This is a genomic window from Stenotrophomonas rhizophila (assembly GCF_000661955.1).
GTDB classification, from domain to species: domain Bacteria; phylum Pseudomonadota; class Gammaproteobacteria; order Xanthomonadales; family Xanthomonadaceae; genus Stenotrophomonas; species Stenotrophomonas rhizophila.
In genome coordinates, this window is record NZ_CP007597.1 from 2931920 (window position 1) to 2955677 (window position 23758).

Genomic DNA, 23758 nt, shown 5'->3' on the forward strand with positions numbered 1-23758 from the left:
GGCAGGACGAACGGTCGCCCGGGGGCGACAGGCGTCAATCGGTTGACACGACAAGGCAGGGTCGCAGGCCTCGAGCGGGTCGCCAGCTCCCCGGCCAGCACCCCACCCTGCCCGCCCTGCGTGACCCGGACCACCCCGGCCCAGGTCACCGCTCAGCTCAGGCCAGGACCTTGTAGCAGGGCTGGTATTCGCCGGAGATCTTCATCCGGCGCTGCTCGACGAAGCCGCGCAGCAGCTCGTCCAGGGCCTGCATCATGTCGGCGTCGCCGTGGATCTCGAACGGGCCGAACTCCTCGATGCGGCGCATGCCGTCTTCCTTCACGTTGCCGGCGACGATGCCGGAGAACGCGCGGCGCAGATCGGCCGCCAGGGCATGCGGCGGACGCCCGTGGTGCAGGTCCAGCGCGGCCATGGCTTCATGGGTCGGCACGAACGGCTGCTGGTACTCCCACGGAATCTCGATGGACCAGTTGAAGAAGAACGAATCCTTCTGCTCCAGGCGATGCTCGCGCACCCGCTTGATGCCGGCGGACATGCGCCGCGCCACCGCCACCGGGTCGCCGATGATGATCTCGTAGCGTGCGGCCGCCGCATCGCCCAGGGTCAGGCGGATGAAGCGGTCGATCTGCTCGAAGTACGGCGCGGCCACGGTCGGGCCAGTCAGGATCAGCGGGAACGGCAGGTCCTTGTTTTCCTCGCGCAGCAGGATGCCGAGCAGGTACAGGATTTCCTCGGCGGTGCCGACGCCGCCGGCGAACACGATGATGCCGTGGCCGATCCGCACGAACGCTTCGAGACGCTTCTCGATGTCCGGCATGATCACCAGGTGGTTGACGATCGGGTTCGGCGACTCGGCGGCGATGATGCCCGGCTCGGTCAGGCCGATGTAGCGGGTGACGTGCTTGCGCTGCTTGGCGTGGGCAATGGTGGCGCCCTTCATCGGGCCCTTCATCGCGCCCGGGCCGCAGCCGGTGCAGATGTCCAGGCCGCGCAGGCCCAGCTCGTAGCCGACCTGCTTGGTGTACAGGTACTCATCGCGGCCGATCGAGTGGCCGCCCCAGCACACCACCAGGTTCGGATCGCCCGGGTTGAGGATGCGCGCGTTGCGCAGCAGCCCGAACACCGCGTTGGTGATGCCTTCGGAGGATTCCAATTCGGCCGCGTAGGCCGGGCCCATTTCGATGGCCATGTAGGCCAGGTCGCGGACCACGGCGAACAGCAGCTCGGCGACGCCGCGGATGATCTCGCCATCGACGAAGGCCATCGCCGGTGCGTTCACCAAGTCGATGCGCACACCGCGATCCTGCTGGGCCACCTGGATGTCGAAATCGGGGTACAGATCGCGCGCCGCGCGCGGATCGTCGGAGGCGCTGCCACTGGTCAGCACGGCCAGCGCGCACCGGCGCAGCAGCTCGTGCATGCCACCGCCGGACGCATCGCGCAGGCGTGCCACCTCGGCGCGCGACAACACATCCAGTCCACCGCGCGGGTAGATCCGCGCGTCCTGCACCGGCAGCGTCCGCGCCGGCGTTTCGGTGATCTTCATTTCCATTCTTTTCGCTTCCTCAAGGTAGACGACTGTACTGCTGCCCCCTTAAAAAGCAAAACGGCCGGGAAACCCGACCGTTGGATACATCCTGACGTCAGCAGGCCATTTGGAGCCGCTGCGGCGCGCTGATTTCCGCGCAACCCATTGAGAATACATGGACCGGACCCATCTGGCAAGAAGACCGATACACACGGGCGACGTGCCACAAAAAAACGGCCGGGTTTCCCCGGCCGTTTTCAATCACGTATCAAGCTCGCTGGATCAGAACTTGTACTTCAGGGTCAGCTGCATCGACCAACGCGACACGGCGGTGTTGCCCTTGTCGTTGTTGTTTTCCTGGATCGCAGAGCTGTCCGCACCAGTGAAGGAGTACACGTACTTGCCGGTGGCCGGATCGATACCGGCGTAGTTGGCTACACGGCGGGTCGAGTAGAAGCCGTAGTCGTCGATCAGACCCCACTTCTTGTTCAACAGATTGCCGACATTCATGATGTCCAGGGCGATTTCACCCTTGTGCTCCTTCATGAAGCCCGGGAACTCCTGGCTGATACGCACGTCGAAGGAGTTCGTCCACTTGGACCGGTGCTGATTGGCCGGGACCACGCCGCCACGGAAGGCATCGAGCTCCGGATTCTGCGCCAGCCAATCGAAGAACTGCTTCTCCATCGCCGCGCCACCGGTGAACAGCACGTCACCCGGAGCATTCGGCACGTAGAACAGGTCGTTGGTGGTGGCACCGTCGCCGTTGGCATCGTTGTAGAAGATGTAGCTGAACGGACGACCCGAACGGCCTTCGTAGAACATGCCGACGCGGGTGGCATTGTCACCGAAGAAGTTGTGCTTCCACTCCAGGGTGCCGGTGATGCGGTCCTTGATCGCGTAGCGCGAGTTGTAGGCCACGTCTTCGTTGGAATTGAAGATCGGCGTGTTGTTCCAGTTCGAGGTGTTCTGCGAACTGGTCAGCGGGCTGACTTCCTTGGACTGGGTGTAGGTGTAGCCCAGCGACCAGCCCCAATTCTCGGTCAGCGGCTTGGCCAGCGAGAAGGTAGCCTGGCTGCCACGGCCCTTGTCGGTATTGCGCATGACCAGCACATCGCCCATGTCGCTCGGACGGTTGGCGCGGTCGACAGCGGACTTGGTACCGGTCGTGATGCCGTAGTCGACACCCTTGTCGACACGGGTGTTGGCCTGGTTGCGACCCGCTGCGTTCCAGTAGATCGCACGGCCATCGGGGCCGTAGGTGGTCGGTGCGGCCACGTCCAGGCGGTCAAAGTAGATGCCGTCCTTGACCTTGGTCACCAGCACTTCCGCCGACGCCACGATGCCGTACCACGGCAGCTCATGATCGAACGCCAGGTTGGCCTTCCACACCGACGGCAGGCGGGTGCCCGGGGCGATGATGTCCACGTTCTGGCGCGCCGACGCCGGGCCACCGGCCGGAACGTACGGGTTGTTGCCATCCGGGGTGAAGGAGCCCACCGGCGGGTTGCGCTGGTCATACTCGATGTAGTTCAGACCCGTGTTCTGGTACGCACCGGCCAGCCACACGTTCGGAGCCGCGCCGCCGAACAGGCCCACGCCACCGCGCAGCTGGGTCGGACGGTCGCTGTCGAAGGTGTAGTTGAACCCGACACGCGGCTGCACCAGCGCCTTGTCGACCAGCTGGGTGTTGTTGAACCCATACAGCTGCTCGATGCGCGGGTTGTACAGACGCTGATCACTGAAGTCAGGCATGTCCACGCGAACGCCGAACATCAAGCTCAGGTTGTAGTTGATCGCCCAGGTATCCTGCACGAACACGCCGGTGTTCTTCAGGGTGAAGTCGGCCGGGATATCGTCGCGGCTGCCATCGGCGCGCGGCGCACGCAGCTGGTAGCGCGAGGCGGTGCCGTTGATGAAATCGTTGACGCTGCTGAACTCATATACGCCGTTGAGGTTGCGGCCGTAGAAGTTCATCAGGTCGTTCTTCGAGTAATCGAAGCCGAACTTGACGGTGTGATCGCCGACATACCAGGTACCGGCACCGAAGGCGCTCAGCTCCTTGGATTCCACGATGTTGACGTGGGTGTTCTGCTCGGTACCGACGTACAGCGAGTCGTTGCCCGAGCGGATGCGGATCTGCGGCATGTCGACCAGCGGAACGCGGTTGGCCGAATAGTCCTTGTGCGAGATCTTGAACTCGGTCGAGAAGTTCTCCGACCAGTCACTGAACAGTTCGCCCATCCAGGTTTCATACTGGGTCGGCTGCTGGTACCAGAAGTTGCTCAGCGAGATGGCACTGCTGGAAACCTGCGGGAAGCGAACGACGTTCTGCTCCATCTTGTTGTAGCGCAGGGCGGCACGGTGGTTCTCGTTGATGTTCCAGTCCAGCTTGACCGCGTATTCCTCGATCTCGGTCTTGCTGTTGGGCGCCGACAGGGTGCCCGGATCGTAACCCAGACCCTTCAGGTAGTCCTGCACGCGGGTGACATCGGCGGTGCTGATCGTGCCCTTGCCGATCGGGGTATCGCTCAGGCTGATGCCGGCGGCCGAACGCTCATACTTTTCGTAGTTGCTGAAGAAGAACAGCTTGTCCTTGACGATCGGGCCGCCGAAGGTCATGCCATAGGTCTTCTCGTCTTCGAACCCGTTGAAGTCCTGCGTGTCACCTTCCAGGCGCGACCGGACCATGTCCTTGTCGCGGTAGGAGCCGTAGACGGTGCCATGGAATTCGTTGGTGCCCGACTTGGTCACGGCATTGATCACCGCACCGGTACCGCCGGCGATGGTCGTGTCGTAGTTGGCCAGGTCGATGTTGATTTCCTGGATGGCGTCCATCGACACCGGCTGACGCTCGGTCGGCAGATTGTTGGAGCCCAGGCCGAACGGATCGGAGGCGCTGATGCCGTCGATGCGGATGGCGTTGTAACGGGTGTTCTGGCCGCCAGCCGAGATCGCGCCGTCAGCCTTGCTGACCTGCGAGATACGCGGATCCAGACGCACGTAGTCCTGGATGTTGCGGTTGGCCGACGGAAGCGCATCCATCGTTTCGCGGGTCACGTTGGTGCCGGTGCCCATCTTGGTGGCGCTGAAGATGTCCAGACCGCCCGCAATGGCGACGACCTGCACGGCATCGAGGTTGGTGGCTGCGACGTCGCCAGCCAGGTTGGCGTTGACGGTGTTTACCTGATTGAGGTTCAGGTAAACGCCGTCTTCGGTCTTGGTGCCTTCACCGGCCTTGTTGATGGTGATGGTGTACGGACCACCCACGCGCAGGCCGCGCGCGTTGTAACGACCCGACGCATCCGTGGTGGCGCGGCTGACGGTGCCCGACTCGGTGTGCGTGATGGTGACTTCGGCACCGACAACAGGCGAACCTGCGGCGGACGTGACCTGGCCGCCGACACCGGCAGAGGTGCTCTGGGCGAAGGCGGGAGCGGCGGCAAGTGCAGCCACGAGACCAAGAGTGAGCTTGGACATCCGGAGGTGGGTCATTTTGGGGATAGCCTCGATGCGAGATTGGGGATGGCGGAGAAAAAAACGCGCCCAAGCAGCCTTGCTGGCGGCTGACTGGACTTTTGATCTGGGTTCCCTAGCCGCTGGCTGGTTTCAGCCGCAACGGTTAACACTAGATTAACACGGTAGCTTCGGATTGTGACGGTTTGGCGACAAAACACACGCCATCACAACGGTATCGTGACGCTTTCTTCACATTCAGGATGAACCGGCTGAATGGCGGGGATATGCGATCCGTAGAGCCGGGCTATGCCCGGCTGGAGCCAGGGTCGGCGAACCCGTAGAGCCGGGCTCTGCCCGGCTTGGGCCATGGTCGGCGAACCCGTAGAGCCGGGCTCTGCCCGGCTTGGGCCGTGGTCGGCGAACCCGTAGAGCCGGGCTCTGCCCGGCTGCGTCAGAACCTCAAAAGCAGCCGGGCAGAGCCCGGCGCTACGCGGCGGGGGGGTGGATCTGGCCGCGGTGGGGCGCACCGGCGGCCGAGAGCAGCAGCACGGCGGCCTGGGCGCAGTCGGCCGGATCGCGGGCGCTGCGGTCTTCATCCAGTGAGAAGGCCCGGGCACGCAAGGCCGTGCGCATCGGGCCCGGCTGCAGGCCGCTGACCCGGACCGTGCTGCGGCCCAGCTCGTCATGCAGGCTGCTGATCAGGCCGCGCAGGCCGTGCTGGGCGGCGCCATAGCCGCCCCAGTACGCCTGCCCTACCCGCCCGGGATCGTCCACGGTGAACACAAGTGCGGCATCGTCACGTTGGCGCAGCAGCGGCAGGCAGGCCTGGGCCAGCCACGCCGGGGCGGTCAGGTTGACGTGCACCGCCCGGGCGAAGGCGGCCGGGTCGGCCAGCTCGAACGGGGTCAGGCCGGCGAAGTCGGCGGCGCAGTACAGCAGGCCGTCCAGACGGCCAAGTTCGCTCTGCAGGCGCTCGGCCAGTGCGGCGTAGTCGTCGGGGGTAGCCCCTTCCAGGTCCATCGGGTACAGCAGCGGTTCGGGGCCGGCGGCCTGGACGGCCGCGTACACCCGGTCGAGCCGGCGCGGCTTGCGCCCCAGCAGGACCACCGTGGCCCCTGCCTCGGCACAGGCCACGGCAGCGGCGCTGCCGAAGCCACCGCCGGCACCGGCGATGAGGATGACGCGATCGGCAAGCGATCCAGTCCCGACCACAACGGACGGGACCGCACTCATGGGAGCGACGCCTCTTCCACGATGCGCTTGAGCTCGCCCGATTCGAACAGTTCCAGCACGATGTCGCAGCCGCCGATCAGTTCGCCGTGGATGAACAGCTGCGGGAAGGTGGGCAGGTTGGAGAAGCGCGGCAGGTTCGCGCGGACCTCCGGTTCCTCAAGCACGTTGACCGTGCGCAGCGCGACCGCGCCGGCGGCCATCAGGGCCTGGATCGCCCGGCTGGAGAACCCGCACATGGGGTACTGGGGGGTGCCCTTCATGAACAACACGAGGGGGTAACGCTCCACTTCGGTCTGGATCTGCTGCATCACCGCCACAACGACTCTCCCTGCGGGTGGGACAACCCGGCCTGGCCGGTCGGATAGACTTCCCTCAGCGCCATTGTAAGCCTTCCGGCCCTGCCTCCGGCGCCCCCGTCCCCAATCCAATGCGAGCCATGCCCCTCGACCTGCCCCGCCTGCCCTACGACCGCACCGCCCTGCAGCCACACCTGTCGGCCGAAACGCTGGACCTGCACCACGGCCGCCACCATCGCGCCTACATCGAGGCGGTCAACGCACGCATCGAAGGCACCGAGCTGGCCGACCTGCCGCTGGAGGACATCGTGCGGCAAAGCCAGGGCAGTCTGTTCGATGCCGCCGCCCAGGCCTGGAACCACGCGTTCTACTTCCAGTGCCTGCACCCGCGCGGCGGCGGCGATCCGAAGGACCGGCTGGGCGAACTGGTGACCCGCCACTTCGGCGACGTGCGCCGGTTGCGCGAGGAGTTCGAGCGCGCCGCACTGGGCCTGTTCGGGTCGGGCTGGGTATGGCTGGTGCAGCACCCGACCGGCGCGCTGGCGATCCAGAGCACGCGCAATGCGGGCACGCCACTGACCGGGCACAGCACCCCGCTGCTGGCCTGTGATGTGTGGGAGCACGCGTATTACACGGACTACCAGAATGAGCGCGTGCGCTATCTGGAGGCGTTCTGGAAGCTGGTCAATTGGGATTTCGTGGCGGCGCAGTTGCGCGATTGAGCCGCGTGTACCGACCAACGGTCGGTACCTACCGGGGTTTCGGGATGGCCGCGTGTACCGGCAGATTCCGGTAGGTCACGACCGTTGGTCGTGACCGGGGCGCCGGTATCCTCCCACCGTTCTACCCGCGCAGCGCCGCGACCACCGGGGCGACCTGGGCGCCGCGATCAAGCTGCCCGCCCACGTTTTCCAACGCATCGGCCAGCGTGCCCGCGTCGTCATCGCGCAGCGTGGCGTGGCCCACCTTGCGGCCGTCACGCGGCTGTTTGCCGTAGTCGTGCCAATGCCCGCCGGGCTGGCCCAGCACGGCCTCGGCAGCCGGCATCGCGCCCAGCCAGTTGAGCATGCACGCCTGCCCCAGCATCCGGGTGTCGCCCAGCGGCAGGCCGAGCACGGCGCGCAGGTGATTCTCGAACTGCGAGGTCTCGCTGCCTTCGATCGTCCAGTGGCCGGAGTTGTGCACGCGCGGCGCCATCTCGTTGACCAGCAGCTCGTCACCGCGGCAGAACAGCTCCAGCGCGAACACGCCGACATAGTCCAGACGCTCGGCCAGCGCGCGGGCATGGCCGATGGCCGCCTCGTGCTGGGCCGGGCTCAACCGCGCCGGCGCCAGACTGGCCGACAGCACGCCGTCCACATGCCAGTTGCCGGTGACCGGCCAGGCACGGAACTCACCATCGCGACCGCGAACGGCCACCACGCTGACTTCGCGATCAAAGGCGACGAAGCCTTCCAGGATCAGGCCGGTCTTCTCGACGTACTCGCCAAGCGTGGCCCACGCCGCATCGATATCGGCCGCGCTGCGGATGCGGAACTGGCCCTTGCCGTCGTACCCCAGGCGGCGGGTCTTGACGATGCAGGGCATGCCGAACTCGGCCACCCGGGCGGCCAGTTCGTCGCGGCTGCGGATGTCGGCGAACGGCGGCAGCGGAATGCCCAGCTGCTGGAACAGGGTCTTCTCGCTCAGGCGGTCCTGGGCCACGGCCAGCGCATCCGGGTTGGGATACACCGGCACGCGTTCGGCCAGGAAGCGGGCGCTGTGCGCGGGCACGTTCTCGAAATCGAAGGTAACCACGTCCACGCGGGCGGCAAATGCAGCCAGCGCGGCCTCATCGTCGAACGCGGCCACCTGCAGCGGCGCCACCTGGGCACCACAGGCGTCGGCGGCCGGGTCGAACAGTTCAAAGCGCAGCCCAAGCGGCGCGCCGGCCAACACCATCATGCGGGCCAGCTGGCCGCCGCCCAGGATGCCTACGGTTCGGGTGCTCATTGACGCGGATCGTCGTGGGCCATGACGTCTTCGGTCTGGCGGGCGCGGAATGCGTCCAGCGCCTGGCCGATCGCCGGCTGCTCCGGGGCCAGCATCGCGGCCGCGAACAGCGCCGCGTTCGACGCGCCGGCGTTGCCGATGGCGAAGGTGGCCACCGGGATGCCGGCCGGCATCTGCACGATCGACAGCAGCGAATCCATGCCGTTCAGGGCCTTGGACTGGACCGGCACGCCCAGCACCGGCACGGCGGTCTTGGCCGCGATCATGCCCGGCAGGTGGGCCGCGCCCCCGGCACCGGCGATGATCGCGCGCAGGCCGCGGCTGCCGGCCTGCTCGGCATAAGTGAACAGCACGTCCGGCGTGCGGTGCGCCGAGACCACTTTCACTTCATAGGGAACGCCGAGCGCATCGAGCTTCTGGGCGGCGTGCTGCATGGTTTCCCAGTCGGAGCGGGAACCCATGACGATGCCGACGAGCGGCGCGGATTGGTTGGGGGTCATTGGCCGTCACCTGCCTTAAAGACGTATTCTAGCCATCTTCCACGCAAGACGAAGAATCCATGGATCGCAAGCTGCTTGACCTGCTGTGCTCGCCCGACACCCGCCAGCCCCTGTCCCTGCTGGACGCCAAGGGCCTGGAGGCACTCAACCGCGCGATCGGCGCCGGCGCCGTGCTCAAGGCCGACGGCAGCACCCAGGCGCTGGCCCTGCGCGAGGCGCTGCTGACCCGCGACCGCAAGCAGGTGTTCCGCGTCGACGATGGCATTCCGGTGCTGCTGGCCGAGGAGGCCATCGCCACCGCGCAGATCGCCGACTTCCCGGAAAAATGAGCCGGGCCGAGCTTGCGGCACCCGATGCCGCCGGGGTAACGGCCGATGTGGCACGGGCGCTGGCCGAGGATATCGGCAGCGGCGATGTCACCGCCGCACTGCTGCCCGACCGCCCCGACAGCGCCTACCTGCTGTGCAAGCAGGACGCGGTGATCGCCGGCCGGCCGTGGTTCGACGCCACCCATCGCGCCCTGGACCCGCAGGTCCAGATCGACTGGCGGGTGGCCGAGGGCGACCACGTTGCCGCCGGTACGGTGCTGGCGATCCTGCACGGGCGCAACCGCAGCCTGGTGAGCGCCGAACGCACCTCGCTGAACTTCCTGCAGACGCTGTCAGGGACGGCCACCACGACGGCGCGCTACGTGGCCGCCGTGGCGGGCACCGGCGCACGCATCCTGGACACCCGCAAGACCCTGCCCGGGCTGCGCGTGGCCCAGAAGTACGCGGTGCGCTGTGGCGGCGGTGACAACCATCGGCTGGGATTGTTCGACACGGTGATGCTCAAGGAAAACCACATCCGCGCCGCGGGCTCGCTCACGGCGGCGGTGCAGTCTGCACGGGCGCAGTGGCCGCAGCTGCCGCTGGTGGTCGAGGTCGAGGATCTGGACCAGTTGCGCGAAGCGCTGGCCGTGGGCTGCGAGCGCATTCTGATCGACGATTTCGACGCCGATCTGCGCCGCGAGGCGGTGCGGATCGCGGCCGGGCGGATTCCGCTGGAAGTCTCCGGCAGCGTGGGCCTGGACGGGCTGCGCGCGATCGCCGAGGACGGCGTGGACTGCATCTCGATCGGCGGCCTGACCAAGCACGTGCAGGCGATCGACCTGTCGTTGAAATTGGGCCCGCCGCCGGGTTGAGGCGCGCGTGTCGACCCACGGTCGACACCCACCCCGCCGATGCCGCACGACCGTTGGTCGTGCGGCATCGGCGCGCGGCGTTCACGGGATCGGCAGACCCGGTCTGCGAGGCTTGCCCTGCCCCCCACCCGGAGAGCGCGTATGCGCCCCTTGTTCCTGCTTGCGTGCCTGTCGCCGCTGGCGACACTGCTGCCGGCCACCGCGTCCGCGGCCGAGGTCTGCGACATCCCGCCCCGGTTCGGGCTGAGCCCCCTGGCGGTGAACATCGTGCAGACCGCGTGCAACGAACATCGGCTCTGGTATCGCCCGTTCATCGACCGCGACGGCCGCGTGGCCAGCATCAGCGCGACCGAGGCCGAGGACGTGCACCTCGCCGACAACGGCATGGTCGCCTGGCAACGCGTGGTGGGGTACTGGCGCCAGAGCGGTACGCTGTCGCCGATGGGCGGGCAGCCCGGTGCAACCAGCTGCATGGCCCCGCCGGGCACGCGCTACACCGATACCGACTGCCGTGCGTTCCTGATCGACAACCCGTGGTCGGCCGCCTTCATTTCCTGGGTGATGACCCGCGCCAGCGTGCCGGGCTTTACCCGCTCGCCCCGGCATATCGACTACATCCGCGCGGCGTACCAGAACAGCGGCCCGTACCGGATGGCCGATCCGGCGCAGGAAAAACCCGCGCCGGGCGACCTGCTGTGCTACCTGCGCGATCGCCGGGAAGCGCTCAGCTACAGCGGTCTGGTGCAGTCGCTGGGCAGTGGCGCGGTGACCCACTGGAAGTCGCATTGCGAGGTGGTGATCGCGGCCAACATGGGCGGCGACCGCACCCTGTACCTGATCGGCGGCAACGTGATGAACACCGTGGCGATGCGCAAGCTGTCGCTGGACCGCAGCGGCCGTATCGAACTGCCGCCGGCCAAGGCCAATGCCAGCGATGGCATGGAACTGGGATGCACGCCGGGCCGCGAAGAGGAATGCAACTTCAACCGGCAGGACTGGGCCGCGCTGCTGAAGCTGGTGGCGACCGCGCCTGCGGCGCTCCCGCCCTCGCCCACGACACCATCACCGGCCGTGGATGGCATGCCACCGGGCCCCGCCCAGCCGTTGCCGCCGCCACGCCCGGTGCCGGTGTCGCCTGCTGCGCCGGAGGCGGCACCGGTCCCGGCACGGCCGTCGTCGTTACCGGCTACGCCACCCAAACCTCCCGTGCCATTGCCCGCGGCCACGCCTCGTACCGACGGATGACGGGCGCGTACCTGGCTTGATCCGAGCATGATTCGCCGCCATCTTGGGGGTTCCAGCCGCTCAGAACGTCCCGAGTCACCCATGCCCAGTTTGATCCTGTTGATGATTGCCGGTGCGTTCGCGTACGCGTTCTGGAACTCTGCACGCGCCGCCGCCGAGCGTGCCGGCGAGCTGGGCCGCAACGCCTGCCGCGCCGCCGATGTGCAATGGCTGGACCAGAGCGTGCATTCCACCGGGCTGCGTGTCTGCCGCAAGCCCAACGGCTGGCTGGGCTGGGAGCGCACGTTCAAGTTCGAGTATTCGCACGATGGCGTGGACCGCCACAGCGGCCGCATGGTGCTGCGCGGGGACGAGCTGGTGTCGTTCGTCGGACCCTCAGCGGCGCGCATCAGCGAGATCCGGCGGAGCGTGGACACCAGCGGCGCCGAAGACGTCTAACCCCGGGAGGTAGAGCCGACCGTTGGTCGGCTGACGTCGTTCGGTTGCCGTGGATTTCCGCAGAGAGCAGCCGACCAACGGTCGGCTCTACCGGGTGGGTTACCGTAAATTCCTGCGGAGAGCAGCCGACCAACGGTCGGCTCTACGTGGAATGGCCGCCTTGCGGCGGCCATGCGTGTTTTATTTCACCACGCGCAGATGCGGGCGGCCGCTGGGCTTGGGCGGCACGTCATCGGGCGGGGTCGGGCTGTCGTCCGGCGGCAGCTCATCCTCCGGGCCCGGTTCGTGGCCGGGGATGTCATCCGGCAGCGCCATGCCCTGCCCGGTCTCGCGCGCGTACACGGCCAGCACGGCCGAAATCGGCACGTGCACCGGGTAGCTGGTGCCCGAAAAGCGCGCCGAGAAACTCACGCCGTCGTTGTCGATGTGCAGCTGTACCACGGCGCGTTCGGCGATGTTCAACACCACCCGGCCGTCTTTGACCGCGCTCTGCGGCACCTGCACGCCCGGCATCCCGGCGTCGACCAGGATGTGCGGCGTCAGGTCGTTGTCATTGATCCATTCCACCAAGGCCCGCAACAGGTACGGACGGTGGCTGGTCATGCGGAAAGTGTCTTCAGTCATGGGGTAGAGCCGAGCCTTGCTCGGCTGCGGGGATCCGATTGCGTAGTGACAAGTGTACGCGCCCGCCTACCCGCAGGTCAGCCTCCGCGCGCGCCCGCCCTGCGTTTTCATTCAGTGCACCGGCCCGTTGACAGCGCCGGTGCGCCCGGTCAACCCGGCAGATCGCGCAGCTTCTTTTCCTGGTCGGTCAGGCTGCGGATGAAACCGGGATGGCGGAAAATGCGGTTGCCGTAGTCTTCGATCGACTTGCCATCCTTGGGCAACGGCACGTCCAGCGACTGCAGGCGCCAGATGATCGGGGCCATGGCGCAGTCGGCCAGGCTCATCTCCGGATTGAGGAAGAACTTGCTGGCCTTGAACAGCGGCACCGCGCTGGTCAGCAGTTCCTTCAGCCGCTTGCGACCGGCTTCGGCCTGGGTCTTGTTGCCCAGCTGGATGGCCTGCACCTGCGGCACCCAGTCGTGTTCGATGCGCAGCATCGCCAGGCGGATGCGCGCGCGCGACAGCGGATCGACCGGCATCAGCGGCGGGTGCGGGTAGCGCTCGTCCAGATACTCACTGACCACCGATGCCGCGTACAGCACCAGCTCGCGCTCCACCAGGGTGGGCACGGAATGGTACGGGTTGAGGTCGATCAGGTCCTCGGGCGGATTCTGCGGGTCGACCGGGACGAAGTCGTAGCTCACGCCCTTGGCAGCCAGTACCAGGCGCACGCGATGGCACAGGACATCGTCGTTCGAGGAAAACAGCGTCAAGGTGTTTCGCATGCGTACGCTCGCCGCCATCAAAGGCTCTCCAACGTCCGGTAACCGCCGGTCGTATCGGCGCCGCCAGCCCATTGCCAGCGGTCGTCACAGTACCCGAGTGTGCAACCGCCCATCACAAAAGCCAATAGGCCGATCGACCCCTGCCGGAATCGATCCACGCTCGGTGGCGCCTGGAGGCTCAGTGCACGTCCTTCCAGTATTCCTTCTTGAGCAGGTAGGCAAGGAAGGTCAGCAGGGCCAGGAACAGGATCACCCAGACGCCCAGCTTCTGGCGCTTGAGCGCAGCCGGCTCACCGGCGTACTCCAGGAAGTTGGTGATGTCGCGCACCGTCTGGTCGTACTGCTGTGCATCCACGTTGCCCGGCTGCTCGATCTTCAGGCCGATCACCGGCGGGTCGGCGCCCGGGCTTTCCGCCTTGCCGTGCACCGCGTGCTGCAGACCCTGCATCTCCCACAGCGGGTTGGGCATGGACGCATTCGGGAACAGGCTGTTGTTCCAGCCCAGGGGCCGCGACGGATCCACGTAGAACGACTTGAGGTAGGTGTACACCCAGTCGCTGCCGCGTACCCGGGCAATCAGGCTCAGGTCCGGCGGCATCTTGCCGAACCACTTTTCCGCCTGCGCCTTGGGCATGCTCACCGGGATCTGCTCGCCGATCGGGGTGCCGGTGAAGTTGAGGTTGTTCATCACCTCGTCCTCGCTCAGCCCGAGATCGGCGGCCATGCGCGAATAGCGCAGGTACTTCAGCGCGTGGCAGCCCGAGCAGTAGTTCATGTACAGCTGCGCGCCACGCTGCAGCGAGGCCCGGTCGCTCAGGTCGTTGCCGGCCTGCAGGGTCTTGCCGCCCTCGGCGGCACCGGCGATGGCGCTGCTCAACATCAGGGCGGCCGCGCAGGCCAGCCGGACAATCCAGTGGTCAGTCATGCGTGGTCACCCGATCCGGTACCGGTTTGGTCCTGTCCAGCCTGGTCCATAGCGGCATGGTGATGAAGAAGGCGAAGTACAGGAAGGTCAGCACGCGGCCCACATAGGTTTCGTGGGCGTCGGTGCCAGGGCCCGAGCCGATCACGCCCAGCCAGACGAAGCACACCGCGAACACGCCCAGCAGCACCCGCGACAACCAGCCACGGTAGCGGTAGGACTTGACCCGCGCACGGTCCAGCCACGGCACCAGGAACAGGATCGCGATGGCCGAGAACATCACCAGCACGCCACCGAGCTTGTTGGGCACCACCCGCAACATCGCGTAGTACGGGGTGTAGTACCAGACCGGCTTGATGTGTTCGGGCGTGACCAAGCGGTTGGCCTCGGTGAAGTTGTCGTGTTCCAGGAACAGCCCCCCGAAGGCCGGGGCGAAGAAGATGATGAAGGCGGCGATGATCAACAGGAACCCGGCGCCCACGCCATCCTTGAGCGTGTAATACGGGTGGAAGGGGATGCCATCGGTAGGCGCGGTGGCCGACCAGCGGTTGCCCTTGGGACCCTTCTTGATTTCCACGCCGTCGGGATTGTTGGAGCCCACCTCGTGCAGCGCGCCCAGGTGCAGCACCACCAGCAGCAACAGCACCAGCGGCAGGGCGATCACGTGCAGGGCGAAGAAGCGGTTGAGGGTGGCGTCGCTGGGCAGGTAGTCGCCCATGATCCACTCGGTCAGGCCGGTCCCGATCACCGGGATCGCGCCGAACAGCGAGATGATCACCTTGGCGCCCCAGAAAGACATCTGGCCCCAGGGCAGCACGTAGCCCATGAAGGCTTCGGCCATCAGCACCAGGTAGATCAGCATGCCCAGGATCCACACCAGTTCGCGCGGTTTCTGGTAACTGCCGTACAGCAGCCCGCGGAACATATGCAGGTAGACCACGATGAAGAACAGCGAGGCCCCGGTGGAGTGCATGTAGCGGATCAGCCAGCCCCACTCCACATCACGCATGATGTATTCGATGGAGGCGAACGCTTCGGCGGCGTTGGTCTTGTAGTGCATCGTGAGGAAGATGCCCGTCACGATCTGGTTGACCAGGATCAACAGCGCCAGCGAACCGAAGTAGTACCAGATGTTGAAGTTCTTCGGCGCGTAGTACTCGCTCACATGCTTGCGGTAGACCGGCATCAGGCCCGGTGCGCGGGCATTGACCCAGTCGGCGACACCGGTGGCGGTGCGGGAAAGGATGTTGGCCATGATCAAGCCGCCCCCTGCGGGTCAACGCCGATGATGATGGTGTTGTCGTCCTGGTAATGGTGCGGCGGCACCAGCAGGTTGATCGGTGCCGGAACATCCTTGAACACACGACCGGACATGTCGAAGCGCGACTTGTGGCACGGGCAGAAGTAACCGCCCTTCCACTGCGGGTCGTAAGGCTCGGGACGGATTTCGGCGACCATTTCCGGCGAGCAGCCCAGGTGGGTACACAGCCCGACCAGCACCGACACGTCGGATTTGATCGAACGGAACTCCGGGTTCTGCTTGAGCACGTACTCGGGCTGCTGGTCCTTCTCGCCGGATTCGGGATCCTTCAGGCGATCGTCCAGCCCATGCAGTGCCTCCAGGATGGCCTTGGAACGCTTGACGATCCAGATCGGCTGTCCACGCCACTCCATGACCAGTCGCTGGCCTTCCTGCAGGGCGCTGATATCGGCAATCACAGGGGCACCGGCCAATTTGGCGCGGGCACTGGGATTCCAGGACTTGATGAACGGTACCGCTGCAAATCCGACGCCGACTGCTCCGACCACCGCGGTGGTTGCTGAAAGGAATCGTCGACGTCCGGTGTTGACTGGATCGTTTACCCCATCGTTGGCCATCCGGCACTCCGATATTGATTTAGGTAGCTTGAGGCTGCCAGTGGACCGGTGGGGGCCAGTCCACATTGAATCTGCCGCGAGTGTAGCTGAACCGAAGTCGGCCACACAACGCGGTACTACGGAACAACATTACTGCAGGACATTACGCCATGAAGGGCCGCCAGCGCCATGGGCGCGGTGCCTCATTGGGTGGTGGCCTGCGCACCGCGGTAGCGATCGGCCAACTGCGCCACCCGCTTCACGTAGTACTGGGTTTCGCTGTAGGGCGGCACGCCACCATGGCGATCCACCGCGCCCTCGCCGGCGTTGTAACCGGCTGCGGCCAGGGTGAGGTTGCCATTGAAGCGCTTGAGCAGCCACGACAGGTACTGCACGCCGCCGCGGATGTTCTGCGCTGCGTCATAGGAATCGGTGACGCCGAAGCGCCGCGCGGTGGGCGGCATCAACTGCATCAGGCCCTGTGCCCCGGCGCGACTGAGCGCGGTCGGGTTGTAGGCCGATTCGGCATGGATGATGGCACGCACGACGGCCTCTTCCACCCCGAACTCGCGCGAGGCGGCGGCGATTTCGGTCTGGAAGGCCGTGGTGTTGAGCCGCACCGAACCGAAGTTGACCCCCGGGTTGGCGCCGCAGGCGTAGCAGCGCTCGATGAAGCTGTAGTGGATGGTGCGCACCTGGCCAAGGCTGGCCAGCTGGGTGGGACGGGCGCTGGTGTAGTGGCGCACCCCGTCCTTCATGTAGGAATAGACCTGGCCGTTGACCACGCGCCCGGCTTTGTTGGGCCTCGAGGCGGGCGCCGCCGCCGGGGCGCTGAGCACGGTGGCCGGCTGGGCCGGCGCGCTGGCGGTCAGTGCGGTGCCGGTGCTGGCGCGATCGGCCGCGGCCGGGCTGGCGGCCGGTGCCGCAACGACAGCGGATGGGGTCGGTGCAGGCGGCACGTACCGGCGTGGGGCGTCCCGGCCGGGCCGGTAACTGCTGACCACGCTGCAGGACGCGCCCGCCACCCGCTTGCTGACGTAGCTGGGAATGTTGTCGGCCCCGATGCACTTGTACAGGGTGCCCGCACTGGCCGGCAAAGCGGTCAGCGCAGCCAAGGCCAGCGCAGCGATCCCCAAGATCCCCTTCATGGCGGCGAGTGTCCCAAGTTAACGGAGCGTTGCCAAGTCTTTGACGCGCCACTGACGGACCGCCGGCTCCAACCCCGACGGCCGTCACATCGCGGGCCGGCCCGGGCGCCCGGCGCCCTCCCCCCTTCCCCGCTACAATGGGCGGCTTACCAGCAGCCTTCCCGGCTGCCTGCCCGCCCACCCGACTGGAATAAGCGCCATGACCGGGACGCCAGCTTCGACCGCGCCGACTTCGGCCGGCTCCGCCTTGCCTGCCTCCGCTTCGCCCGATTCGCCCCGCCCCGACCTGATTCCCCTGCCCGGCTCACGGCCGAAGGTGGACGGACCGGTGCGCGGCAAGCTGTACATCAAGACCCACGGGTGCCAGATGAACGAGTACGACTCGTCCAAGATGGCCGACGTGCTCGCCGCCGCCGAAGGCCTGGAGCTCACCGACGACCCGGCCGAGGCCGACGTGCTCCTGATGAACACCTGCTCGATCCGCGAAAAGGCGCAGGAGAAGGTGTTCAGCCAGCTGGGTTACTGGAAGGCGCTGAAGAACAACGGCCGTGGCGTGATCATCGGCGTGGGCGGCTGCGTGGCCTCGCAGGAAGGCGAAGCGATCATCAAGCGCGCCCCGCACGTCGACCTGGTGTTCGGCCCGCAGACCCTGCATCGCCTGCCCGAGCTGATCCGGCAGCGGCGCGAGTCGGGCAAGTCGCAGGTGGACATCAGCTTCCCGGAGATTGAGAAGTTCGACCGCCTGCCCGAGCCGCGCGCCGACGGTGGCTCGGCCTTCGTGTCGATCATGGAAGGCTGCTCCAAGTACTGCTCGTTCTGCGTGGTGCCCTATACCCGTGGCACCGAAGTGAGCCGTCCGTTCGAGGACGTGGTGGTGGAAGTGGCCCAGCTGGCCGCCCAGGGCGTGCGCGAGATCAACCTGCTCGGCCAGAACGTCAACGCCTACCGCGGCCCGTATGGGGAGGGCGAGTTCGCCGATCTCGGCCTGCTGATCCGCACCATCGCCGAGATCGACGGGGTGGGCCGGATCCGCTTCACCACCTCGCACCCGCTGGAGTTCAGCGACTCGCTGGTGGACGCCTACCGCGACGTGCCGCAGCTGGCCAACTTCCTGCATCTGCCGGTGCAGGCCGGCAGCGACCGGGTGCTGTCGGCGATGAAGCGCGGCTACACCGCGCTGGAATTCAAGGCCAAGATCCGCAAGCTGCGGGCGGTGCGCCCGGACATCTCGATCAGCTCGGACTTCATCGTCGGCTTCCCCGGCGAGACCGACGAGGATTTCGAGAAGACCATGAAGCTGATCGAGGACATCGGCTTCGACCACAGCTTCTCCTTCATCTATTCGCGCCGACCGGGCACGCCCGCGGCCGATCTGGAAGACACCATCAGCGATGCCGAGAAGCACGCGCGGCTGTCGCGGCTGCAGGCGCGGATCAATGAACATGCCGCCGGCATCTCGGCAAAGATGGTCGGCACCGTGCAGACCGTGCTGGTGGAAGGTCCGTCCAAGCGCGACCCGAACGAGTTGACCGGCAAGACCGAGAACATGCGCTCGGTGAATTTCCCCGGCCACCCGCGCCTGGTGGGCCAGTTCGTCGACGTGGTGATCACCGAGGCGTACAGCAATTCGCTGCGCGCGCGGATGGTGACGGCGTAACAGCGTGCCGACCAACAGTCGGCACCTACCCCACCGTTGACCCGTATCCGCCGGCCCCGGTAGATGCCGACCGTTGATCGGCACTCCGGATCATTGTTGCCACATGCCCACCGTCGGTCGGCGTTGCTAATCCAACCGCTTGCGGAACCGCAGGATCGCCAGGGTCATCATCACCGCGATGAAGGCCAGCAGTGCCAGCACCTCCGGCCACAGCTCCCACCAGCGCGCGCCCCGCAGCATGATGCCGCGCACCAGCCGCAGGAAATGGGTCAGCGGCAGCACCTCGGCCAGCCACTGCACCACCCTGGGCATCCCCGCGAAGGGGAACATGAAGCCGGACAGCAGGATCGACGGCAGGAACACGAACATCGTCATCTGCATGGCCTGGAACTGCGACTGCGCCTTGGTCGAGATCAACAGCCCCAGCGACAGGTTGGCGGTGATCAGCAGCATCGCCACCAGGTATACGTCCAGAACGCTGCCACGCACCGGCACATCGAACAGCCACATGCCCAGTAGCAGCACCAGCGTGGTCTGCACCAGCCCGATCGCCGCATACGGCAGCACCTTGCCGATCATCAGTTCGCTGCGGGTCAACGGCGTGGCGATCAGCAGCTCCATGTTGCCGCGCTCGCGTTCGCGCACGATGGCCACGGCGGTGAACATCACCATGGTCATGGTCAGGATGATGCCGATCAGCCCCGGCACGATGTTGATCGCCGAGCGCCGCTGCGGGTTGTAGAACGCCACCACGCTGATCTGCCCGGCACTGGCTACCGCGCCGCTGCGCAACGGCCGATCGTTGCCCACTGGCTGGGTACTCAACGGCACCTGCGCCAGCTGCACCGCCGCGCTCTGCACCACGGTGTCGCTGCCGTCCACCATCACCTGGACGGCCTCGCGGCCGTCGAAGCGGCGGCGTTCGAAATCCGGCGGCACCACCACCCCGATGCTGATGCGTCCCTCGCGCAGCGCCTGCACCAGCTGCTCGGGCGTATCCACGCGCAGGATCGGGTGGATCACCCCGGTGGCCACCATGTCCATCAGCAGCGCACGTGAGGCCGAGGTTCCGGCCTGATCGGCCACGCCGGTGTCGAGGTGGCGCAGGTTGAGATTGATGGCATAGCCGAACAGCACCAGCTGCATCACCGGGATGCCCACGATCATCGCCAACGTGATGCGGTCGCGGCGCATCTGGCGCAGCTCCTTCAGCACGATCGCCCACAGCCGGCGCAGGCTCATGGCGAGGCGCCCTGCGCCGCAGTGCTGTCGCGTCCGCGCGTGGCCGACACGAACACGTCTTCCAGGTTGGCGGCCGCCGGCACGACCTCGGCGCCCTGCCCGCCGCTGCGCAGCGCCTGGCGGATGCGGTCCTCACCTTCGCCGGCGTGCGCCAGCAGCACGCGCAGGGTGTTGCCGATCTGGGCCACGCTGAGCACGCCAGGCAGCCCGGCCAGCAGGCGCTGGGCCTGCCGCGGCTGCTGGGCGGCTACCTCCAGGGTGCGGCCCTGCAGCGCGGCGGTCAGCTCGGCGGGGCTGCCGTCGGCCACCAATGCGCCCTGGTCCAGGATGGCCAGGCGGTGGCAGCGCTCGGCCTCGTCCATGTAGTGGGTGGACACCAGCAGCGTGGTGCCGGCATCGGCCAGGTCGAACAGCTTCTCCCAGAAGTCGCGGCGCGACTCCGGATCCACCGCGCTGGTGGGCTCGTCCAGGAACAGCAGCTCGGGCTGCTGGATCACCGCCCCGGCCAGTGCCAGGCGCTGCTTCTGGCCGCCGCTCAGGGTTCCGGCCAGCTGCCTCTGGCGGTCTTCAAAGTGATACTGCGCCACCAGCGCGTCGATGCGCTGGCGTGCCGCAGCGCGCGGGATGTCCTGCACGGCGGCAAGAAACTCCAGGTTTTCGCGGACGGTCAGGTCGTCGAACAAGGAGAAGCGCTGGGTCATGTAGCCGATGCGCCTGCGCAGCGCTTCGGCCTGCTCGGGAATGCGCAGGCCGAGCACCTCGATGTCGCCCTCGCTCGGGGTGAGCAGCCCGCACAGCATGCGGATGGTGGTGGACTTGCCCGAACCATTCGGGCCAAGGAAGCCGTAGACGTTCGCGCGCGGCACGCTGAGATCGACGTGGTCGACGGCCACCAGGTCACCGAAGCGCTTGGTCAGGCCGCGGGCGCGGATGGCCAGCGGCTCTGCCCCCGCCGGTTCGGGCAGTACGGCCGCAGCGGGATCGGTCCGCGCCGTCGGGAGCATCAGAACGTCACCCGCACCGGCACCCCGGCGGGCAACCGGGCCAATGCGGCGGTGTCCGTACCGACCAGCTCGATTTCGGCCAGGTAGCTCAGCCGCGCCGCGTCCTCACCGGTGAGCGCGTAGTACGGGGTGAACACCGGGTCGCTGCGCACCGCCCGCACCCGACCGGTCAGGGCGCCGTCGCGCCCCTGCAGGTAAACGTGGGCCGCCTGCCCCACCACCACCGACGGGCGCAGCGCCGAGGGCAGGTACACCCGCGCATACGGATGGTCTCCCACCAGCAGCACGGCCAGCGGCGCGCCCACCGGCGCCTGGTCCCCCAACCGGTACGGCAGCGCGTCGATCACCCCGGCGCGCGGTGCCACCAGCGCCAGCTTGCCCAGCGTAACCGCCTGTCCGGCCTGCTGGGCCTGCGCGGCCTGCAACGACGCGGCGCCTTGGGCCACCTGCTCGGCGCGGGTGCCATGCTGCAGCGCCAGCAATGCCTGTTCGGCGGCCTGCACCACGCCCGTTGCATTGCCAGCGGCGGCGCGGGCGCGGTCGACGTCGGCCGCCGCCACCAGGCGCTGCCGTCCCAGTGGCTGCAGGCGGGCGTAGTACGCCGATGCGTCCGCGGCCTGTGCGCGCGCGGCGGCCAGATTGGCGCGGGCCTGGGCGATGTCTTCCACCCGTGGGCCATGCTCGAGTTCCTCAAGCGCCTGTCCGGCGCGTTGCGACTGCGCCTGCAATGCGGCCAGCTGCGCGGCAGTGCGGGTGGCGTCCAGTTGCAGCAAGGGGGCGCCAGCGGACACATGCTGCCCTTCCACCACCGCGACCGCGACCGCGACGATGGTCTCCGCAGCGGGCGCCGGTACGGTGATGCGGTCCCATTCGAGGGTGCCAAGGGCTTCAGGCGGCGCAGGGTGGCAGGCGGCGAGCAGCAACACGGCCGCCACGCAGGCCAAGGGGAGGCGACCGGGCGGGACCAGGGCGGGCATCGCAGGCATCCGGGCAGGAGCAGAGCCTGCATGCTGCCTCCCGCGTCGGGCGCAGCCTGTGAAGGTGCGCCGGCCGGGCAGCGCGCATCGCGGCCGGATCAGACGGGCGGCGTATCCGGCACCGTGCGCGTGACGCTGCGCAGCACCCCGATGTAACCGTCATGAAGGTTTTCGCCGGGAATCAACCGTTGCGCCACCAGGTCGGCATGGACGCGGTGCAGATGGTAGAAGGGCATGCGCACGTAGAGGTGGTGTTCGATGTGGTAGTGGACCGCGTGGGGGCCGAACACAAAGGTCTGCCAGTTCCGGCGCACGATGCTGCGCGCGTTGCGGCTCTGATCGTCGCAGGCCGGTAGCCCGGCGTGTTCCATGATCGCCCTGACCCGCCCCATGAAGGGAAGCAGGGTGATCGCGGGCAGCAACCACAGGCCCAGGTACAGCAGCGGATGCCCGGACCAGGCGAGCAGGCCGAACAGGAGCGCGTTGCTGGCCAGCATGGAACCGACCTCCCAGGCCAACGTCCTACGCGACTTGTCCACCGCAGGCATGATCGCGCTGTAGTCGCCGCGCACCAGCTTGAACGCACTGATGAGATAGCCAATGCCACATAGATCGGCCAGCAGTCGCATGGCCACCGTGCCCCGCGGCTGCGGGTAGTCGGCCAGCCCGAACACCGCCGCCACCGGGTCGTCATGGCGCATGGGATGCAGGTGGTGCTTGAGGTGCCCGGCGCGGTAGGTCTGCAGCGAAATGAACAGCGGCCCGGCGGCCGCCCACTGACCGACCAAGTCGTTCAACCGCTGCCGGGGCAACAGCAGCCCGTGGGCGCTCTCATGCATGATCACCGCGAGCGCGAGCTGGCTGCGGGCGATGACCAGTGCCGCCAGCAGGTAGGTCAGTGGATGCGGCACCACGATGGCCATCACGAATGCCGCCACGATCAATCCCCAGTCGCCCAGCAGGGCCAGCAGGCCGGTCCACGGGTTGACGACGAACAGGCTGGGGTCAGGGGCAAAGCGATTCAGCGCCGCATTGTCGCCGGCACGTGATCTAGGCGGGCACATGGGCAGCGCGTCCTTGTCGGTAAGTGGCCAGCGTACAGACCAGGGCCAGCAGTGCGCCGGCGACGACGTCGATTGCGGTGTGCTGTTTGAGTGTCAGGGTCGACAGGCAGATCAGCAGTCCGGCAAGGCCGATCCCCCACCTGCCGGGGCGGTTCCAGAGCCCCGCACAGGCCAGGCACGTCACTGCAACATGCAGGCTGGGGCACCCGTTGGACGGCAGATCCAGCTGCCAAAGCCTGGCCAGGCGCTGCTGCAGGAAGGCATTGTCGATCGTAACGGGATCGGGCCTGGGCACATGTTCGGGGAACAGCCAGAAGCAGACCAGGGCCACACCGAAGGCCAAGCAGGTGGCACTGCTGAAACGGCGGAACCGGTCCGCGCTGGCGTAGGCCGCTGCCAGCACGACGAACGGAAAGAACGCCACATACAGCCACCAGGACTGCGCAACAAACGGAATCTGCTCGTCCAGCCGGGTGACCCAGACATACCGAGGCACCACGACACGCTGCAACGCGATGAACACCGTCAGGCCAGCCACCAGCCCCAGCAGCGCCACCAGCGCCTGGCGCGCGTTGGGGCGCAACGGCCATCGTTGCGTGGCTGCAGGGGGACGAGCGGCGGC

General features: G+C 67.1%; 23 protein-coding genes. 6 read left to right on the forward strand and 17 right to left on the reverse strand.

All coding sequences use genetic code 11. From position 1 onward, the window contains the following. Window positions 1-157: 157 nt before the first annotated feature. The 4 genes from ppnN to grxD form a co-directional block, all read right to left on the reverse strand. Window positions 158-1546: a nucleotide 5'-monophosphate nucleosidase PpnN gene (gene ppnN / locus DX03_RS12700; RefSeq protein ID WP_038692338.1), complete on the reverse strand. Its 1389-nt coding sequence runs from the start codon at window positions 1544-1546 to the stop codon at window positions 158-160. Window positions 1547-1810: 264 nt separating this feature from the next. Further along, window positions 1811-5023, reverse strand: coding sequence for a TonB-dependent receptor (locus DX03_RS12705; RefSeq protein ID WP_038689258.1), 3213 nt, complete (start codon window positions 5021-5023; stop codon window positions 1811-1813). A 450-nt stretch (window positions 5024-5473) separates the two neighbouring features. After that, on the reverse strand, window positions 5474-6220 hold the full coding sequence (locus tag DX03_RS12710; protein ID WP_038689260.1) for an SDR family NAD(P)-dependent oxidoreductase: 747 nt from the start codon (window positions 6218-6220) through the stop codon (window positions 5474-5476). Then, on the reverse strand, window positions 6217-6537 hold the full coding sequence (gene grxD / locus DX03_RS12715; RefSeq protein WP_038689261.1) for a Grx4 family monothiol glutaredoxin: 321 nt from the start codon (window positions 6535-6537) through the stop codon (window positions 6217-6219). The genes DX03_RS12710 and grxD overlap by 4 nt, the downstream gene beginning before the upstream one ends. Window positions 6538-6656: 119 nt before the next feature. Here grxD and DX03_RS12720 point away from each other — a divergent pair, with 119 nt between their 5' ends. Beyond that, complete coding sequence (locus DX03_RS12720; protein WP_038689263.1) at window positions 6657-7238, forward strand: superoxide dismutase; 582 nt, start codon at window positions 6657-6659, stop codon at window positions 7236-7238. A 121-nt stretch (window positions 7239-7359) separates the two neighbouring features. Here DX03_RS12720 and DX03_RS12725 read toward each other — a convergent pair whose 3' ends face one another. Both DX03_RS12725 and purE read right to left on the reverse strand, forming a co-directional pair. Then, a complete protein-coding gene (locus tag DX03_RS12725; RefSeq protein WP_038689265.1) occupies window positions 7360-8508 on the reverse strand; it encodes a 5-(carboxyamino)imidazole ribonucleotide synthase in 1149 nt (382 codons plus the stop codon). Further along, entirely contained in the window at window positions 8505-9008 is a 504-nt protein-coding gene (gene purE, locus DX03_RS12730; protein ID WP_038689267.1) for a 5-(carboxyamino)imidazole ribonucleotide mutase, read from the reverse strand. The genes DX03_RS12725 and purE overlap by 4 nt, the downstream gene beginning before the upstream one ends. 59 nt (window positions 9009-9067) lie before the next feature. Here purE and DX03_RS12735 point away from each other — a divergent pair, with 59 nt between their 5' ends. The 4 genes from DX03_RS12735 to DX03_RS12750 all read left to right on the forward strand — a co-directional run bounded on the left by DX03_RS12735 (window position 9068) and on the right by DX03_RS12750 (window position 11874). Further along, on the forward strand, window positions 9068-9337 hold the full coding sequence (locus tag DX03_RS12735; protein ID WP_038689269.1) for a Trm112 family protein: 270 nt from the start codon (window positions 9068-9070) through the stop codon (window positions 9335-9337). Then, on the forward strand, window positions 9334-10191 hold the full coding sequence (gene nadC, locus DX03_RS12740) for a carboxylating nicotinate-nucleotide diphosphorylase (RefSeq protein ID WP_038689271.1): 858 nt from the start codon (window positions 9334-9336) through the stop codon (window positions 10189-10191). Before DX03_RS12735 ends, nadC begins: the two co-directional genes overlap by 4 nt. A 141-nt stretch (window positions 10192-10332) precedes the next feature. Then, entirely contained in the window at window positions 10333-11436 is a 1104-nt protein-coding gene (locus DX03_RS12745; RefSeq protein ID WP_081797237.1) for a DUF2272 domain-containing protein, read from the forward strand. Between the two features lie 81 nt (window positions 11437-11517). Beyond that, window positions 11518-11874: a DUF3301 domain-containing protein gene (locus tag DX03_RS12750; RefSeq protein ID WP_038689272.1), complete on the forward strand. Its 357-nt coding sequence runs from the start codon at window positions 11518-11520 to the stop codon at window positions 11872-11874. A 180-nt stretch (window positions 11875-12054) separates the two neighbouring features. Here DX03_RS12750 and DX03_RS12755 read toward each other — a convergent pair whose 3' ends face one another. From DX03_RS12755 to DX03_RS12780, 6 genes are all read right to left on the reverse strand, one after another. Continuing rightward, a complete protein-coding gene (locus tag DX03_RS12755) occupies window positions 12055-12498 on the reverse strand; it encodes a ClpXP protease specificity-enhancing factor (RefSeq protein WP_038689274.1) in 444 nt (147 codons plus the stop codon). A 149-nt stretch (window positions 12499-12647) separates the two neighbouring features. Beyond that, window positions 12648-13283 (reverse strand): glutathione S-transferase N-terminal domain-containing protein, encoded by a 636-nt coding sequence (locus DX03_RS12760; RefSeq protein ID WP_038689276.1) that lies wholly within the window; start codon window positions 13281-13283, stop codon window positions 12648-12650. A 160-nt stretch (window positions 13284-13443) separates the two neighbouring features. Then, window positions 13444-14190: a cytochrome c1 gene (locus DX03_RS12765; protein WP_038689278.1), complete on the reverse strand. Its 747-nt coding sequence runs from the start codon at window positions 14188-14190 to the stop codon at window positions 13444-13446. Next, on the reverse strand, window positions 14183-15442 hold the full coding sequence (locus tag DX03_RS12770; protein ID WP_038689279.1) for a cytochrome b: 1260 nt from the start codon (window positions 15440-15442) through the stop codon (window positions 14183-14185). The genes DX03_RS12765 and DX03_RS12770 overlap by 8 nt, the downstream gene beginning before the upstream one ends. A 2-nt stretch (window positions 15443-15444) precedes the next feature. Continuing rightward, a complete protein-coding gene (gene petA, locus DX03_RS12775) occupies window positions 15445-16065 on the reverse strand; it encodes a ubiquinol-cytochrome c reductase iron-sulfur subunit (RefSeq protein WP_038689281.1) in 621 nt (206 codons plus the stop codon). 182 nt (window positions 16066-16247) lie between these two features. Then, a complete protein-coding gene (locus tag DX03_RS12780; RefSeq protein ID WP_038689283.1) occupies window positions 16248-17192 on the reverse strand; it encodes a lytic transglycosylase domain-containing protein in 945 nt (314 codons plus the stop codon). 199 nt (window positions 17193-17391) lie between these two features. On the opposite strand from DX03_RS12780, the gene miaB reads away from it, so the two are divergent. Then, the gene (gene miaB, locus DX03_RS12785; protein WP_038689285.1) at window positions 17392-18849 is read left to right on the forward strand and encodes a tRNA (N6-isopentenyl adenosine(37)-C2)-methylthiotransferase MiaB; all 1458 of its coding nucleotides are present in this window, start codon (window positions 17392-17394) and stop codon (window positions 18847-18849) included. Window positions 18850-18975: 126 nt separating this feature from the next. On the opposite strand, the gene DX03_RS12790 is transcribed toward miaB, so the two are convergent. From DX03_RS12790 to DX03_RS12810, 5 genes are all read right to left on the reverse strand, one after another. Continuing rightward, on the reverse strand, window positions 18976-20091 hold the full coding sequence (locus tag DX03_RS12790; protein ID WP_038689288.1) for an ABC transporter permease: 1116 nt from the start codon (window positions 20089-20091) through the stop codon (window positions 18976-18978). Beyond that, complete coding sequence (locus tag DX03_RS12795) at window positions 20088-21023, reverse strand: ABC transporter ATP-binding protein (protein WP_038692341.1); 936 nt, start codon at window positions 21021-21023, stop codon at window positions 20088-20090. The genes DX03_RS12790 and DX03_RS12795 overlap by 4 nt, the downstream gene beginning before the upstream one ends. Window positions 21024-21094: 71 nt before the next feature. Further along, a complete protein-coding gene (locus DX03_RS12800; RefSeq protein WP_051598854.1) occupies window positions 21095-22072 on the reverse strand; it encodes an HlyD family secretion protein in 978 nt (325 codons plus the stop codon). A 98-nt stretch (window positions 22073-22170) separates the two neighbouring features. After that, complete coding sequence (locus DX03_RS12805) at window positions 22171-23136, reverse strand: fatty acid desaturase family protein (protein ID WP_038689290.1); 966 nt, start codon at window positions 23134-23136, stop codon at window positions 22171-22173. Next, window positions 23123-23719, reverse strand: a complete 597-nt coding sequence (locus tag DX03_RS12810; RefSeq protein WP_038689292.1) for a phosphatase PAP2 family protein — start codon at window positions 23717-23719, stop codon at window positions 23123-23125. Before DX03_RS12810 ends, DX03_RS12805 begins: the two co-directional genes overlap by 14 nt. Between the last annotated feature and the right edge of the window lie 39 nt (window positions 23720-23758).

Coding starts and splice junctions, on each gene's coding strand:
- nadC (WP_038689271.1), top strand. CDS start 9,334: ATGAGCCGGGCCGAGCTTGCGGCACCCGATGCCGCCGGGGTAACGGCC.
- DX03_RS12755 (WP_038689274.1), bottom strand. CDS start 12,498: ATGACTGAAGACACTTTCCGCATGACCAGCCACCGTCCGTACCTGTTG.
- DX03_RS12710 (WP_038689260.1), bottom strand. CDS start 6,220: ATGAGTGCGGTCCCGTCCGTTGTGGTCGGGACTGGATCGCTTGCCGAT.
- DX03_RS12805 (WP_038689290.1), bottom strand. CDS start 23,136: ATGTGCCCGCCTAGATCACGTGCCGGCGACAATGCGGCGCTGAATCGC.
- miaB (WP_038689285.1), top strand. CDS start 17,392: ATGACCGGGACGCCAGCTTCGACCGCGCCGACTTCGGCCGGCTCCGCC.
- DX03_RS12720 (WP_038689263.1), top strand. CDS start 6,657: ATGCCCCTCGACCTGCCCCGCCTGCCCTACGACCGCACCGCCCTGCAG.
- petA (WP_038689281.1), bottom strand. CDS start 16,065: ATGGCCAACGATGGGGTAAACGATCCAGTCAACACCGGACGTCGACGA.
- DX03_RS12745 (WP_081797237.1), top strand. CDS start 10,333: ATGCGCCCCTTGTTCCTGCTTGCGTGCCTGTCGCCGCTGGCGACACTG.
- DX03_RS12800 (WP_051598854.1), bottom strand. CDS start 22,072: ATGCCCGCCCTGGTCCCGCCCGGTCGCCTCCCCTTGGCCTGCGTGGCG.
- DX03_RS12725 (WP_038689265.1), bottom strand. CDS start 8,508: ATGAGCACCCGAACCGTAGGCATCCTGGGCGGCGGCCAGCTGGCCCGC.
- DX03_RS12760 (WP_038689276.1), bottom strand. CDS start 13,283: ATGGCGGCGAGCGTACGCATGCGAAACACCTTGACGCTGTTTTCCTCG.
- DX03_RS12790 (WP_038689288.1), bottom strand. CDS start 20,091: ATGAGCCTGCGCCGGCTGTGGGCGATCGTGCTGAAGGAGCTGCGCCAG.
- DX03_RS12705 (WP_038689258.1), bottom strand. CDS start 5,023: ATGACCCACCTCCGGATGTCCAAGCTCACTCTTGGTCTCGTGGCTGCA.
- DX03_RS12770 (WP_038689279.1), bottom strand. CDS start 15,442: ATGGCCAACATCCTTTCCCGCACCGCCACCGGTGTCGCCGACTGGGTC.
- ppnN (WP_038692338.1), bottom strand. CDS start 1,546: ATGAAGATCACCGAAACGCCGGCGCGGACGCTGCCGGTGCAGGACGCG.
- DX03_RS12780 (WP_038689283.1), bottom strand. CDS start 17,192: ATGAAGGGGATCTTGGGGATCGCTGCGCTGGCCTTGGCTGCGCTGACC.
- purE (WP_038689267.1), bottom strand. CDS start 9,008: ATGACCCCCAACCAATCCGCGCCGCTCGTCGGCATCGTCATGGGTTCC.
- DX03_RS12735 (WP_038689269.1), top strand. CDS start 9,068: ATGGATCGCAAGCTGCTTGACCTGCTGTGCTCGCCCGACACCCGCCAG.
- DX03_RS12750 (WP_038689272.1), top strand. CDS start 11,518: ATGCCCAGTTTGATCCTGTTGATGATTGCCGGTGCGTTCGCGTACGCG.
- DX03_RS12765 (WP_038689278.1), bottom strand. CDS start 14,190: ATGACTGACCACTGGATTGTCCGGCTGGCCTGCGCGGCCGCCCTGATG.